The organism is Streptomyces sp. NPDC044002 (assembly GCF_056434525.1).
The window spans coordinates 71,024-85,261 of sequence record NZ_JBWKEZ010000027.1; the positions used below are offsets into that span (position 1 = coordinate 71,024).

Sequence of the window (14,238 nt, forward strand, 5' to 3'; positions counted from 1 at the left end):
CCCTTTCACCCTCCACGCCCAGCCTCCCGTTCCGGCCTACCCCCGGCCGTCCAGCCGGGCCGCGGAGCGCGACAGCCCGTCCGCGGCCGTGGCGCACCGCCGGGCCAGCTCCTCGACCCGGGCCCGGAAGGCGTCGGCCTGCGGGCCCCGCCAGTCCAGGCCGTCACAGGCGCCGCGCAGCCGGTCCGCCCGCTCGCGCAGGGCGGCCGCGTGGCTGCGCAGCCCGTCGGCGGGGTGCCCGCTCACGACCGCTCCTTCCAGGGCGCGAAGGCGTTGGTCACCCCGGCCAGCGCCGGGGCCAGCTCGGGGTGGTGCCGCAGCAGCACCGTCACCATCGAGTTCCGGTCGATCCAGCGCAGCCCCTCGGCGGTGTACACCTCCGGCCGGTAGTCCGTGGTGAAGAACCGGTCGCTCTTGATGCGCCGGGTGGCCATCAGCGCGAACACCCGGAAGAGGGTGTCGCTGAACCCGAAGCCCGCCGGTCGCGGCTCGGCCAGGTTCCCCACCAGGGTGTCGACCCGGTCGAGCCGTCCGTCGTACAGCTCCCGCAGCAGCGGGGTGTCTCCCGGGTGCCCGCCGGTGAGCTCCTCGAAGGAGGTGACGGGCCGCTTGCGCAGCATCCGCCGCTGGGCGTTGTAGCGCGGGATGCCCCGCTCCCGGTCGCGCAGGACGTCCACCGTGCCGAGGTCGACGTGCTCGCCGGACAGCCGCTTCAGGTTCCGCAGCGCGTCCGGGTGGTTGTGCAGGACCAGCGCCCCCGGGTTCGAGACGCCGAAGGTGTAGAACAGGTCGCTCATCCCGTACGCGTCGACCGCGGTGCGCGTGGCCGCGCCCTGCATGTCGTCGAAGCCGACGACCTCGCGCGGCGCCCCGCGCCGGTGGTCGCGGAGCGTGATCTCGTCGGGGATCAGCGGGTGCAGCCGGTACGCCGAGACGAACTCCTCCGTCATGGAGAACGGCGCGGAGTGGTGGTCGGTGCCCGACCCCCGGGAACCGCTGAGGACCTCGCCGCCGACCCGGCCGAAGGTCTTGGTGACCCAGCGGGGCAGCAGCCCGTACCAGTTGGCGCGCATCGCCTGGTGCACCACGGGGTGGTCCAGGATGCCCGGGGTCCACTCCACCGTGTGGATCTTCGCCATGAGGGCGGTGTTCACCAGCCGCGCCGTGTGGAAGATCCGCTCGTCGTCCCAGGTGGGATGGTGCGAACGGACCAGGTCGCAGATGGAGTTGTGCTCCTTGGCGAAGAGCGTGTGCAGCAGCGACAGGCCGGTCCAGTAGTCGCTGTTCATGCCCGTGGCGTCCAGGCAGTCCATCCCGGGCCGCGGATCGGCGGGCAGCCGTCCGCCGTCGACGATCAGCCGGCCCTGCTCCCCGGTGCGCAGCGAGCGGCAGCGGGCCTCGTCCGACCCGTAGATCTGCGAGCCGTCCCACCAGTGGCTGACGGTGTTCTCGTACGTCGGCGGCACGTCAGGGGTGGTGTGCGCGACCGGGTCGGGGCGGGTGCGGTTCACCCGCATCGGGCAGCCGCCGCCCTGCTCGGCCCAGTCGTCGTCGGCGGCGAGCGGGACGGTGAACGGCTCGGCCTCTTCGTTGTCCCCGTGGTTGGCCCAGCCGTGGTTCTGGAACTGGATCCACGCGGCGGCCAGCAGGTTCAGGGAGGGCGCGGGGACGAAGCCGCGCCGGGCCAGCAGCTGCCGGCTCACCTCGCGGGGACTGGGCGTCATCAGTGCCTCGTCCTCGTCCGGATACGCCATGTGCAGCGGGGCGTTGCGGTCCAGCCGGGTACCCACCCGGCCCATGTCCTCGTCGTACGGGTCGTAGCCCGATCCGTCGTACGAGCGGTACGGCGCGAGGTGCTTCGTGGGCCGGCGGTCGCGCTCGCCGCCCGCGCCGAAGGTGTCGTGCAGGTTGTGGCGGCGCAGGTCCTCCCGGATCACGGCCAGGTTCAGCAGGCCGAGCGGGGCGGGCAGTTCGTACCACTCGCGGGTCTGGTTGACCCGGGCGAACGCCGCCGACTCCAGCCGCTCCAGCAGTCCGGGCGGGCCGTACGGCTGCGGCGGCGCGGGCTGCGGCTGGTGCCGGCGGGAGGCCTGGGCCGGCAGTTCCGGTGCGGCCGGCGCCGCATCCGTCGGGGGAGTGTGCGAGTCGGTGTCGGTCATGCGGGGTCCTCAGCGGTCGTGGAGGGTGAAGAGGTGCGTGCCGGTGACCCGGCCGCGGAAGGCGGCGAGTTCGGAGTCGACGTGCGAGCGCGCGTGCGGGACGTCGTGCTCCAGGTTGTGCGCGTACCGCTCCGCGGCATGGCACAGCGGGAAGGCCTGGGTGTCGTCGGTCCAGGTGAACTCCGTGAACTGCTTCGGAAGTTCGTACGGGGACACCGACGAGCGGCCCTCCAGGCTCGGCACGATGTCGTGCTCGTTGACGAGCGAGACCACCCGGGTGCGCGGATCGGCCGCCCGCTTCTGGTCGATGGGCGAACCGACCGCGACCACGTGCGTCACCGTGTACAGCGCGTTGAAGTCCCGGCTCGCCGCCAGGTTCATCGCGGTGATCCCGCCCTGGCTGTGGCCGACCAGCGCGACCTGAGCCCCGGAGGGCACGAGCCGGCGCAGGGCCCGGACCACCGCACGGGTGTAGGTGGTGTCGATGGAGCCCAGCGCGTCGATGCCGCCCAGCAGGTCCTGCGGGCTCTCCTGGTTGAAGCTCGGCCCCATCCCGGCCAGCTGCACGACGTAACGGCTCTCCCGGTCCGGCCCTTCGGCCTGCTGGACGAGCAGCAGCCCCCGGGTGCCGATCCGGCTGATGTTGCGGACGTAGCCGACGATCGTGCCCGACGTGTCGATGCTGCCCAGCAGTGCGGCCGAGGGGGTGTGCGGTTCCGCGCGGCCCTTCCCCCGGTTGAGGAACGCCCACACCGAGGTGCTGACCCCGGCGAAGTAGTCGGAGGTCAGCGGCCGGCCGGTGGCGATCTGCCAGCCGGCGGTGTCGTTGAAGGGGTTCTCGTCGGTCAGCGCGTTCCAGGCCATGATGTCCGTGAAGGACGGCGCCAGCAGCGCGAGGGCGTACTCCGCGCCCTTCTCCGTCAGCAGGCCCCGGAACAGCCGGACCGCCTCGGCCTGCCGGTCCTCGTCGATGGCGCGCAGCACCCGCGAGGTGGTCGGGTTGCCGAGCAGCTCCGGGTGGCGCACGGCCGCCGCCCGGATCCGGGCCTTGAGGCCGGTGACGGCGAGGCTTACCGCGAGGCTCTCCCGGCTGGTCAGCACCCCGGCCAGCCAGAGCGCCCCGGCCAGCGGGGCGCCGCCCTGCGGGGCCCAGCCCAGGCCCTTCGGGTCCATCAGGGTCCGCAGCAGCTCGCGCTGCGCGGCGCGGGCCCGGCGCCGGCCGGCCGCCGCCAGCGGCAGCCGGGAGCCGAGGGCGACGCGAGAGGCGTACCGGGCGGCGTCGCGCACCGCGTCGGCCGCTTCGGCCAGCTCGCGGCAGACGTGGTGCAGGGAGGCGATGTCCGGCTGGGTGACGGATGCTCCGGCATCGGTGGCTTCGGTCATGGCGGCCTCCTCCTACACCCGGCCGAGGCGCAGCCGGATGCCGGCCGTGTCGAGGATCCCCGGCAGCGGACGCCCCGGGTCGAGCACCGGACGGGCCCCGGTGAGGCGGTGGCCGCGCAGCACCTCGGCGCAGACCAGGGAAGTGAGCAGCAGGGCGACGTACTCGCCCGGGCAACGGGCGCCGCCGTGGCTGAACGGGGCCACCCGGGTGTCCCGGTGCACGTCCGGGGCCAGCCAGCGGCCCGGCGCGAACAGGTTCCCGCCGTCGACCCGCTCTGGGTCGCGCTGGTGGAAGCCCATGGGGACCAGCACGTTGGTGCCGGCCGGGTAGCGCACCCCGCCCCACTCGGTCTCGGTGCGGGTGACCCGTACGAGGTCGGGCACGATCGGGTACAGCCGCACCGACTCCTCCAGGCAGGCCCGCAGCCTCGGCAGCCCGGCGACGCGGCCCGCCGCCTCGGCGTGGGCGGCGTCCTGCTCGGCCGGGTGGTGGGCGAGCAGCAGCAGGGTGCGGGCGACGACGGGCGCGGCGAGGTCGATGCCGAGCAGCCAGTGGTGGGTCTGGCCGAGCGGATCGGTGCCCTCCGGGCAGGGCTCGGCCAGCGCGCGGGCGGCCAGGGTGTGGGCCGGGGCCTCGGCCGCGTACCGGGTGATCCGCGCCTCGATCCTGGAGTAGAGCGCCTTCGCGGCCTCCGGCTTGCTGCGGCCCATCCAGTTGGCCTGGCCGCGCAGGGTGGCGAGCCAGTCGGACAGCTCCTGGTCGTCGGAGGCCTGGTCGCCGAGGACCACCCGGCGGGAGATCCGGGTCAGCGTCTTCCACAGCAGCGGGAAGTCGACGACGGAACGGGAGGTGAGCCGCCGGCACTCCTCCTCGACGACGGCCTCGAACTCCGCGCAGGACGGGTGCACCGGCTGGTCGGCGGCCAGCGCGTGGTCGTTGACCCGGCGCCGGTCCTCGCGGACCGGGCCGTGCGAGCTGATCACCCCCGTCGGCTCGAAGACGGACAGGCTGGCGTACTTGTCGTCGGCGTCCATCGCGAGGTCCGACACCGGCTCCTCGAAGAACCGCCGGACGTCGCCCTGGTCGAACAGGACGAGCATCTCGCCGGAGAGCGCGCGCACCATCACCGGCGCGCCCCGGTGCCGGGCCCGCATCGCGCGCAGCGTGGCGTTCGACCAGGCGGGCTGGTTGACGCGGGAGTACAGCGCCATGACCGGGAAGCGGGGGTTGGCGACGCCGCGCACGAAGACGGGCAGGGTGTGCGTGGCGACGAAGCGGACGGTCTCCGCCAGGCCGGCCCGGACGGGCGGCAGCCCGGGGGCGCCGCCGCGGGTGGTGTCCGGGGCCTCGGTGGACTGGGTCATGCCGTGACCACCTTGCCGGGGTTGAGGAGGTTCTTGGGGTCGAAGAGCCGCTTGAGGCCGCGCTGGAGCTCCAGCGAGACCGGTCCCAGCTCGCGCTCCAGCCAGTCCCGCTTCAGGGTGCCGATGCCGTGCTCGCCGGTGGTGGTGCCGCCCAGTTCGAGGCCGGCGGCCATGATGGCGTCGTACGCCTCCCGGGCGCGGCGGGTCTCGTCCGCGTCGGACTCGTCGAAGACGACCGTGGGGTGCAGGTTGCCGTCCCCGGCGTGGCCGAGGGTGAAGATCCGCAGGCCGTACCGCTCGGCGATCTCCTCGATCCGCCCGACCAGCACGGGCAGCGCGCTCCTGGGCACCGCGACGTCCTCGATGAACGCGGTGAGCCCGCCGCCCCGGGACGCCATGTACGCGGCGAGGGCCGGGCTGACCAGCCGGCGCGCCTCGATGATCTCGTACGCCTCCTCGCCGGTGGCGGACGTGGCGATGTGCTCGGCGCCGGCCTCCTTGCAGAGGATCTCCATCGCGGACAGCTCCGAGGAGGGGTCGGCGCAGTCGCTCTCGACGATCAGGGTGGCGGCGCTGCCGGGGCGTAGCAGCGGGTGGGTGCCGAGGTCCACGATCGCCTGCGTCGTGGCCCGGTCGAGGAGTTCGAGCGCGGACGGGGTGTGCCCGGCGGCGGTGATGGCGGCGACGGCGTCCCCGGCGGCGGTCAGGGTCGGGAACTGGGCCAGCAGCGACAGCGCCGGGGGCCGGGCGGGCCGCAGCGCGAGGGTGGCGCCGACCACCACCGCCAGGGTCCCTTCGGAGCCGACGATCAGGCGCGTCAGGTCGTAGCCGGCGACGCCCTTGGCGGTGTCCCGGCCGGTGCGCATCCGCCGCCCGTCCGGCAGGACGAGGTCCAGCCCGAGGACGTAGTCGGCGGTCACCCCGTACTTGACGCAGCAGATGCCGCCCGCGCCGGTGGCGATGTTCCCGCCGATGGTGCAGCGGTCCCAGGAGGCCGGGTCCGGCGGGTACGTCAGCCCGTGCTCGGCCACGGCTTCCGCGAGGCGCCGGGTGGTGACCCCGGGTTCGCAGCGCACCAGCCGGTTGGCGGGGTCGACGGACAGGATCCGGTCCATCGCGGCGGTGGACAGCACCACGCAGCCGTCGACGGCGTTGGCGGCGCCGGCCAGGCCGGTGCGGGCGCCCTGCGGGACGACGGGGACGTCCAGTGCGTACGCGGTGCGCATGACGTGCTCGACCTGCTCGGCCGTGCGGGGGACGGCGACCACGGCGGGGGTGCCGCACTCGGAGAAGGGGGCGGAGTCCCGGGCGTGGGCGGCGAGTTCCGCCGGGTCGGTGAGCAGGGCCTGGGCGGGGAGAGCGGAGCGGAGCCGTTCGAGCAGCAGGGAGGTGGTGTCGCGGGTGAGGGGCATGCCGGCCTTCCGGGGGCAGGGCGGGGCGGGGCGGTGGTACGACGGGGAAGGGGCTACAGGGTGGGGAGTTCGGTGGTGACCGGTACGTCGATCAGCACCGGGCCGTCCTGCTGGAGGGCCGACTCCCGGACCAGCTTGGTCAGTTCGCCGAAGCCGGTCGCCTGGTGGGCGCGGACCCCGTACCCGGTGGCGATCGCGGCGATGTCCAGGCCCGGGATGTCGAGGCCGGGGGCGCCCTGGGCGCGCTCCACCTCGGCGAACCACTGGAGGATCGCGTAGCGCTGGTTGCTCAGGACGACGAAGGTGACCGGGATCTTGTACGCGGCCGCGGTCCACAGGGCCTGCACGGCGTAGTGGGTCGAGCCGTCGCCGATGACGCAGACCACGGGCCGGCCGGGGGCGCCGAGCTGGGCGCCCACGGCCGCGGCCAGGCCGAAGCCCAGGCCGCCGCCCGCAGTGAAGAGGAACGAGCCGGGGGTGTCGATCCGGGTGGCGTCGTGGAACTGGCCCAGGTTGGACGGGGATTCATTGACCCAGAGGGTGTTCGCCGGGGCCCCCTGGGCGATGGCCGTCATCGCCGCGAGCGGGGTGAGCACCCCGTCCACCTCGGCCGTGGACTCGGCCCGCGCGATCCGCGCGGCCGGGGCGGCGGCCTCCCGCGCGGGCAGCTCCGCGAGCAGGGCCCGTACGGTCAGGGTGAGGTCGGCGACGAGGGCGTCCCCGACGGGGGCTCGGGCGGCCTCGTCCGCGTCCCGGGTCAGGTGCACCAGCTCGGTGCCCTCGGGCAGGTGGGCGCCGGGGACGTAGGGGTAGTAGCAGAACACCGGGGCGCCGATCACCAGGACCAGGTCGTGCCCCTCCAGGCAGCGGGACAGCGGCGCGATGGCCGGGGGCAGCATCCCCCGGTACTGCGGGTGGGACTTGGGGAAGGAGACCCGGCCCTCGGTGGGCGCCGACCAGACGGGCAGGCCGGTGCGCTCGGCGAGTTCCACGACGGCGTCCCAGGCCCCGGAGGCGTCCACGTCGTTGCCGGCGACGATGACGGCGCTGCGCGCGCCGGCCAGGCGGGCGGCGAGCCGCCGGACCACCTCGGCGTCGGGCACGGCGGCGTGCGTCACCCTGCGGGCCGCGGTCCGCAGGGCCGCCCGGTCCTCGTCCTCGCCGAGTACCACGTCGAAGTCGTCCATCGGCAGCGAGACGAACACCGGCCCCTGCGGCGGGGTTTCGGCTACCTGCACGGCCCGGGCCAGGGCGGGTGCGACGTCCGCCGCGCGCGGGGGCTCGTACGCCCACTTGACGGCGGGCTGCGGCAGCAGGGTGGACTGCGGGTTGGTGAGCAGGGCCTCCATGGTGAGCATGGCGCGGACCTGCTGGCCGGCGGTGACCACCATGGGGGTGCGGTTGGCGCGCGCGTTGAGGATGGCGCCCATCGCGTTGCCGGTGCCCGGCCCGGTGTGCAGGTTGACCAGGCCGGTGGTGCCGGAGGCGAGGGCGTAGCCGTCGGCCATGCCGACCACCACGGCCTCCTGGAGCCCCAGTACGTAGCGGAAGTCTTCGGGGAACTGCTTGAGCATGGGCAGTTCGGTGGAGCCGGGATTGCCGAAGACCGTGGTCATCCCGCGGGCTCGCAGGACGTCGAGGGCCGACTCGCGGACCGTGCGCATGGGGGTTCCTTCGCGGAGCGGGCGGAAGCGGTGGGTGATCAATCCATCACATTGCGTTGATCAAGGCAAAATCCATGATCCGTTCGGGTCGGACGCCGGAGAACCCCTGGCGACCGCCCGCCCCGCGTGTTATCGGCCCGTCCGGGCAGGGGCGGCGCGGGCCGCGCCCTTGGGCACGACGAACGCCCCCTACCCGTGTGGGCAGGGGGCGTTCGTCGTGAGGGGCGCCCTGCGGAGCCCCCGTGCCGTGCGGGGCCGGGGCCGCCTGTCCGGGGCTGCGTCCGCTTGGGGCCGCGTCCGCTTGGGGCCGCGCCCGCTCGGGGGCCGCCCGGCCGGGCCCGCGCCCGCCCGGCCCTGTACCCCGGCCGGGGACGCGCCCCTCCTTCGTCACCGCCCGGCTAGGGCTTCCGCATCCAGTGGCCGTCCGTGCTCCAGCCCAGCAGCCGGCGGGCGCGGCCGCCCTCGGCCGTACCGTCCGCGCCGAAGGAGCCGCCCGCGGCCACCAGGCGCAGACCAGCCAGCGCCGGGGCCAGCCGGGCCCGTACACGGGCCGGACGCAGCGCCGACTCCGCCTCGATCCAGGCCAGTACGGAAGCCCGCTCGGCCGGGCCGCACAGCGACAGGTGGAACAGCATCTGCCGCCACGCGTACGCCGCGTCCTTGATCGCGGGCAGCGGGCGCGGGTTCCCCTCCACCCGGGCCACCAGCCGGCACACGGTCTCGAAGCACTCCCGGGCCGGCCGCGCCCAGCCGCCCGGCACGGTGACCCCGGCCCGGCCGACCAGGGTGGCGAGGTTGTGCGTGGTGAGGACCTGGGCCTGCTCGATCACCTTGCCGTTCGCCGCGACCGACCAGGCCCGGTCGCCGCCCGCCCGCTCCGCGCACAGCGCCGCGAACTGGGGGGCGGTGCGCGCCGGACGGCCGCTCCGCGCCGACTCGGCGGCCTGGGACACCGCCATCCGGCGCACCGCCGCGTAGTCGATGCCGTAGTAGCGCGCGTACAGGCTCTCCTCCAGCAGCTCCCCGGCGACGCGGGCCGCGACGAGGAACTTCGGGCCGAAGGTGCCCATGAAGATGTCGGCGGCGAGCTCCTCCGTGAACGGCGCACCCAGTTCCGCCTGCCGGGCCAGCTGGCCCAGCTCGCGCACCAGGGGGTTGGGCAGCACCGTGCCCGGGAAGGCGTGCACCGCCAGCCCGCCGAGCCGGCGCAGCGCCTCCGCGGCCGGCCCGGTGTCCGTGCCTTCGGCGCGCAGGTGGCCGGAGACCGCCCGCAGCCAGGGGAGTTCCTCGATCCGGACCTGCGACTGAAGGTTCAGCAGGAGCAGCGAACGGCGGCTCCGGAAGGCCCGGTACGTCGCCGCCATCAGGTTCCGCAGCGGCCCGTCCGCGTACCGCTCGGCGGTGACCGCCGCGACGAGCTGCGGCACCAGCTCGGCCAGCACCTCCGCCGACGGCACCACCCCGCGCTCCACCAGGACCTCCAGCGGGGCGCTCAGCGCCGCCCGGACGGGGGCGCCGACCGACGCCGGGACCTCCGCACCGGCGGGCAGCCCGGTCTCGCGGGCCTCCTCGGCGCTCACCGGAGCCACCGGGGCGTCCGTGTCCGGCGTCCCGGCCCGCTGGTCGAGCCCGGAGATCCGGCGCAGCACCAGGCCGGCCAGCGCGTGGTGCGAGGGCAGGGCCGCCTGGCGGGCCTGGGCGGCCCGGAGCCGGGCGTGCCCGGGGGAGCCGGGCGCGCCGCGCTTGGCGAGCATCGACTCGACGGCGACCCGCAGCAGCCCGGCCAGCCGGGGCGCGGGCGCGCGGCCGGCGACCTCCTCCTCCAGGGCCCGGCGCAGGATCGCCGCGTTCGACTTCGGGTCCAGGTGCTTCGTGCAGAGGGTGTGCGCGGCGGCCAGCGACCGGTAGCGCGCCAGCAGTTCCGCGCCCCGGGCGTGCCAGTCCGGGCCGGGCACGTGCCCGTGGGCCAGCAGCCGGTGCGCGAGCAGCTCGTCCTCGAAGGGGCGCCAGACCGCGAGCGCCTCCCGCTGGGTCTCCACGGCCGTGTTGGGTCCGCGCCGGGCCAGCGCCGCCGAGGCCTCGCCCACGGTACGGCGGTGTACGGCGTCCACCCCGGGTGCGGGGCGGTCGGCGGGGCGCGGGGAGAACCGCAGCCGGCCGGCGAAGGGCCGCAGCACCGTGACGAGTTCCGCGGCGGCGTCGAAGTCCCCGGCGCGCACCAGCCACGCCACGGTCGCGAGCGCCGCCTCCTCCGGCACGCGCACCTCGTAGCGGCCGCTGTCGAGCAGCGACCACAGGTGCGCCAGGCCGTCCTCGGTGAGGAAGTGCGCGAACAGCTCCGCACGGTCCGCCGGTACGCCCGCCAGCCGGGCGGCCTCCTCCTCGTACGGCAGCAGCGGCCCGCCGGCCGAGGCGGCGCCGGTGGCGAAGCCGCCGGTGACCACCTCGGGGGTGACCCAGGCGGGCAGCGCGGCGACGGGGGTGCGGGAGCCGATGGCCAGGGAGCCGTCCGCGATGCCCGCCAGGACGCTCTGCCACTTGCGGGCACGGGACTCGGCGCGCTCGCGGGTGGCGGTGTCGCCGTGGGTCCGCGAGGTCCGCAGGGCGCGGGCCAGCCGCTCCGCCGCGTACGCGGGGGACACGGTTACGGCCACCGGCGCGGGGCCGGCGACGGGCGTCGTCGTGGGTCCGGGGACGGGCGCGGGGCCGGTCCGGGACGGGTTCGGAGGCTGCTTGTCAGCGTGTGCGTCCATGGCCGACGTGGCAGGTTCCGCCCCTGCGCCCTCCGGGTCCCGAGCCCGGTGCTCTGCTGCTGAGCTACACGTCGTGGTAGTCCGTCAACCTAGGCGGCGGCCCGCCGGCCGCGCAAAGGTTTTTGCCGCGTGCGGCGCGGCGGGCGGCGCGCCGGGCCGGGCCGCCACCCGTACGGCGCGGGAGATAAACCGCTTCAGGCCATCGGGGCGGGGGCCTCGTTGACGGCCCCCCGCCCCGGGGCCAGCGTGGGCACCGCCCTCCGGCAGCGAAGCCGGAACCTCCCCCGAAGGCGGCGACGATGACTCGTTCCCCCCTGACCCGCACGGCCCTCGCCACGCTCGTGGCGGCCGGCCTCCTGACCGCCTCCGGCTGCGGCCTGAGCGGAGGCGGCGCCGGCGGCGAAGAGGCACGCAGAACCGGCGAGGTGTCCGGCGAGATCACCTTCCGCACCCTCCAGCTCAAACCGAAGTTCACCGCCTACGTCCAGGGCGTCATCGACGCCTTCGAGGCCGAGCACCCCAAGGTGAAGGTGAAGTGGGAGGACGTGCCCGGCGACGGCTACAACGAGAAGCTCGTCGCCGACGCCCAGGCCGGAGCCCTGCCCGACGTGGTCAACCTCTCCACCGACTCCTTCCAGCTCCTCGGCGACCGCGGCATGCTCGCCGACGTGGCCCGGCTCGACGGCGCGGTCGCCGCGGAGTACGTCCCGGGAGCCTGGGAGCAGTTCAAGCTGCCCGGCAAGGGCGACGGCGTGTACGCCTACCCCTGGTACGTCACCCCCGAGATCCTCACCTACAACAAGGACCTCTTCGCCAAGGCCGGCCTGGACCCGGACCGGCCGCCCACCACCGTCGAGGAGTTCTTCGACCACGCGGAGCGGATCGCCGCCCGCTCCGGCGGGCAGTACGCCGCGTTCATGGCCGACCCCAAGGGCCGGCTGCCCGGGGACTGGCAGAAGATGGGCGTCCCCCTGCTGAACGACGCGCGGGACCGCTTCACCTTCGACACGGACCGGGCCGTCGCCTGGGTCGAGCGGATGAAGGACCTCTACGCCAAGGGCGCCATGCCCAAGGAGTCCCTCCTGAAGGCCGACGACATCAACCAGCTCTACGGCGCCGGCAAACTCGTCTTCGGCCCCGGCTCCCCGGGCTTCGTCCGGGACATCAGGCAGAACGCCCCGCAGGTCTACCAGCGCACCGGGGTCGCGGGCGCCGTCACCGGCACGCTCGGGCACATAGGGATCTACGCCCAGTCCCTCGGCATCCGCAAGGACACCAGGCACCCGGACGCGGCGGCCGAGTTCGCCAAATGGGTCACCAACGGCCCCAACCAGGTGGAGTTCTCGAAGAACGCCACCATCTACCCCTCCAACGCCAAGGGCCTCGCCGACCCGCGCTTCGCCGACCGGGGCGACGGCAAGGACGCCGAGACCCTGGCCCGGGCCATCGGCGCGGAGCAGCTGAAGACGGCGGCCCTCGACGCCAACACCCCCGTCCAGTGGACCAACCAGGTCGGCGACGCGGTGGTGCGGGAGGTGCAGCGGGCCATCCAGGGCGAGCAGGACGCCCGGACGGCGGTGCGCAGGGCGCAGGAGGAGGCCAACCGGCTGCTGGCCGCCGGGACGCGCAGGTGACCGCTCCCGCCCCGGCGGCCGCCGCTCCGGTGCGGGACCGGCGCGGCGGGGGGCGCCGGCGCCGCGGGGAACGCGTCACGGGGGCCGACCCGGGCCTCGTCCACCGCAGGTGGTGGACCCCCTACCTGTTCCTCGCACCGGGCCTGCTGATGGTGGCCCTGTTCAGCCTCTGGCCGTTCCTCAACACCGTCGTGCTGTCCTTCACCGACGCCCGCATCCTGAGCGGCGGCTCCTTCGTCGGCTTCGACAACTACAGTCGGGCCCTCGCCGACCCCGACTTCTGGACCGCCACCGGCAACAGCGTGCTGTACCTGCTGGTCGTCGTCCCCTGCCTGGTCCTGCTGCCGCTGGCCCTCGCGGTCCTCGTCCAGGCGAAGGTCCCCGGCATCGGCCTCTTCCGCTCCGCGTTCTACACCCCGGTGATCGCCTCGGCCGTCGTCGTCGGCCTGATCTGGCAGTGGGTGCTGCGCAGCGACGGGCTGGTCAACACCGTCTTCGAGGCGCTGGGCGTCGTGTCCGAGCCGGTCCCCTTCCTCACCGACAGCACCCTGCTGCTGTTCTCCGCGATGCTCGTGACCGTGTGGAAGGGCCTCGGCTACTACATGGTCTTCTACCTGGCCGCCCTCGGGAACGTCCCCGCCTCCCTCCACGAGGCGGCCGCCCTCGACGGCGCCGGCCCCGTACGCCGCTTCTTCAGCATCACGATCCCCCAGGTGAAGCCGATGATGCTGCTCGTCGGCACCCTCTCCGCGGTCTCCGCGCTGCGCGTCTTCACCGAGATCTACATCCTCGGCGGCGAGAGCGGCGGCCCCGGCGGCGGCGCCCGCACCCTGCCGTTCCTGATCCGGCAGGTCGGCCTCGGCTTCGCCGGGGAGACCGGCTACGCCTGTGCCATCTCCCTGCTGCTGTTCCTGCTGACCCTGGCCTTCAGCCTGCTGGGCCACCGCCTGTCGAAGGGGGACGAGGAGTGAACGCCCCCGCCCCCGGCCGCGGCCCCGCCCCCGGCCCCGCCCCCGGCCGCCGCCGCCGGCGCCGCCGCGGCGGCCTGGCCGTCCGCTACGCCGTGCTCGTGCTCGTGCTCGTGCTGATGCTCGGGCCGATCGTCTGGCAGTTCCTGACCTCGGTCCGCGGCCGCACCGAGAACGTGTACGACGGACTGCTGCCCTCGCACCCGACCTTCGACAACTACCTGCGCGTCGCCGACTCCTTCCCGCTCCTCCAGTACGTGGGCAACACCCTGGTGGTGGCGCTCCTCGCGGTCGCCTCCAACACGCTGTTCGCGGCCATGGGCGGCTACGCGCTGTCCCGCGCCGGCTGGAAGGGCCGGAAGGCCGTCTTCACCGTCCTCGTGGCGACCCTGATGTTCCCCTTCGAGTCCGTGATGATCTCGATGTTCCTCACGGTCCGCGGGATGGGCCTGGTCGACACCCTCGTCGGGGTGTGGCTGCCCGGGGCCGTGTCCGTCCTCAACGTCATGATCATGCGGGCGGCGTTCCTCGCCGTCCCCCGGGAGATCGAGGAGGCCGCCGTCCTGGACGGCGCGGGGGAGTGGACCCGCTTCACCCGGGTGTTCCTCCCGGGTGCGCGGGGGGCGCTGGCCGTCGTCTGCGTCACCAGCTTCATGGGCGCCTGGGACGACTTCCTGTGGCCCCTGCTGGTCCTCACCGACAGCGACCACTACACCCTCCAGCTCGGCCTGAAGACCCTGGCCGGGGCCACCACGACCAGCGACCAGCGGATCGTCGCGGCGGGCGCGATGACCGCGCTCGTCCCGATGGTGCTGCTCTTCCTCCTCCTCCAGCGTTTCTTCTTCAAGGGAGTGGGCGAGGGGGCGGTCAAGACCTGACCACCCCGCCCCACCCGTTGCC

At 74.5% G+C, this 14,238-nt stretch carries 10 protein-coding genes and 1 tRNA gene; 3 read left to right on the forward strand and 8 right to left on the reverse strand.

The features are described 5' to 3' along the window. Positions 1-36: 36 nt before the first annotated feature. The 8 genes from AC07A6_RS21165 to AC07A6_RS21200 all read right to left on the reverse strand — a co-directional run bounded on the left by AC07A6_RS21165 (position 37) and on the right by AC07A6_RS21200 (position 10,810). Positions 37-246: a hypothetical protein gene (locus AC07A6_RS21165; RefSeq protein WP_125818322.1), complete on the reverse strand. Its 210-nt coding sequence runs from the start codon at positions 244-246 to the stop codon at positions 37-39. Then, entirely contained in the window at positions 243-2,159 is a 1,917-nt protein-coding gene (locus AC07A6_RS21170; protein ID WP_478778090.1) for a peroxidase family protein, read from the reverse strand. Before AC07A6_RS21170 ends, AC07A6_RS21165 begins: the two co-directional genes overlap by 4 nt. Positions 2,160-2,168: 9 nt before the next feature. Then, positions 2,169-3,542 carry an alpha/beta fold hydrolase gene (locus AC07A6_RS21175; RefSeq protein WP_478778091.1) on the reverse strand — a complete coding sequence of 458 codons (1,374 nt, stop codon included), beginning with the start codon at positions 3,540-3,542 and terminating at the stop codon, positions 2,169-2,171. A 12-nt stretch (positions 3,543-3,554) separates the two neighbouring features. Further along, the gene (locus AC07A6_RS21180; RefSeq protein WP_478778092.1) at positions 3,555-4,907 is read right to left on the reverse strand and encodes a cytochrome P450; all 1,353 of its coding nucleotides are present in this window, start codon (positions 4,905-4,907) and stop codon (positions 3,555-3,557) included. Next, complete coding sequence (locus AC07A6_RS21185) at positions 4,904-6,319, reverse strand: FAD-binding oxidoreductase (RefSeq protein WP_478778093.1); 1,416 nt, start codon at positions 6,317-6,319, stop codon at positions 4,904-4,906. The genes AC07A6_RS21180 and AC07A6_RS21185 overlap by 4 nt, the downstream gene beginning before the upstream one ends. A 53-nt stretch (positions 6,320-6,372) precedes the next feature. After that, complete coding sequence (gene mdlC, locus AC07A6_RS21190; protein ID WP_478778094.1) at positions 6,373-7,983, reverse strand: benzoylformate decarboxylase; 1,611 nt, start codon at positions 7,981-7,983, stop codon at positions 6,373-6,375. A 398-nt stretch (positions 7,984-8,381) separates the two neighbouring features. Further along, on the reverse strand, positions 8,382-10,736 hold the full coding sequence (locus AC07A6_RS21195; protein ID WP_478778095.1) for a hypothetical protein: 2,355 nt from the start codon (positions 10,734-10,736) through the stop codon (positions 8,382-8,384). Next, a tRNA-Pro gene (locus AC07A6_RS21200) sits at positions 10,736-10,810 on the reverse strand. The genes AC07A6_RS21195 and AC07A6_RS21200 overlap by 1 nt, the downstream gene beginning before the upstream one ends. A gap of 225 nt (positions 10,811-11,035) precedes the next feature. Between AC07A6_RS21200 and AC07A6_RS21205 the strand changes: the two genes are divergently transcribed. The 3 genes from AC07A6_RS21205 (at position 11,036) to AC07A6_RS21215 (ending at position 14,216) form a co-directional block, all read left to right on the forward strand. Further along, positions 11,036-12,370: an ABC transporter substrate-binding protein gene (locus AC07A6_RS21205; protein WP_478778096.1), complete on the forward strand. Its 1,335-nt coding sequence runs from the start codon at positions 11,036-11,038 to the stop codon at positions 12,368-12,370. Positions 12,371-12,519: 149 nt separating this feature from the next. Continuing rightward, positions 12,520-13,341, forward strand: coding sequence for a carbohydrate ABC transporter permease (locus tag AC07A6_RS21210; RefSeq protein ID WP_478778106.1), 822 nt, complete (start codon positions 12,520-12,522; stop codon positions 13,339-13,341). Next, entirely contained in the window at positions 13,338-14,216 is an 879-nt protein-coding gene (locus AC07A6_RS21215; protein WP_478778097.1) for a carbohydrate ABC transporter permease, read from the forward strand. Before AC07A6_RS21210 ends, AC07A6_RS21215 begins: the two co-directional genes overlap by 4 nt. Positions 14,217-14,238: the final 22 nt, after the last annotated feature.

Excerpts from the sequence above, each read along its gene's own strand:
- AC07A6_RS21170 (WP_478778090.1), bottom strand. The coding sequence starts at position 2,159 with ATGACCGACACCGACTCGCACACTCCCCCGACGGATGCGGCGCCGGCC.
- AC07A6_RS21175 (WP_478778091.1), bottom strand. The coding sequence starts at position 3,542 with ATGACCGAAGCCACCGATGCCGGAGCATCCGTCACCCAGCCGGACATC.
- AC07A6_RS21180 (WP_478778092.1), bottom strand. The coding sequence starts at position 4,907 with ATGACCCAGTCCACCGAGGCCCCGGACACCACCCGCGGCGGCGCCCCC.
- AC07A6_RS21185 (WP_478778093.1), bottom strand. The coding sequence starts at position 6,319 with ATGCCCCTCACCCGCGACACCACCTCCCTGCTGCTCGAACGGCTCCGC.
- mdlC (WP_478778094.1), bottom strand. The coding sequence starts at position 7,983 with ATGCGCACGGTCCGCGAGTCGGCCCTCGACGTCCTGCGAGCCCGCGGG.
- AC07A6_RS21195 (WP_478778095.1), bottom strand. The coding sequence starts at position 10,736 with ATGGACGCACACGCTGACAAGCAGCCTCCGAACCCGTCCCGGACCGGC.
- AC07A6_RS21205 (WP_478778096.1), top strand. The coding sequence starts at position 11,036 with ATGACTCGTTCCCCCCTGACCCGCACGGCCCTCGCCACGCTCGTGGCG.
- AC07A6_RS21210 (WP_478778106.1), top strand. The coding sequence starts at position 12,520 with ATGGTGGCCCTGTTCAGCCTCTGGCCGTTCCTCAACACCGTCGTGCTG.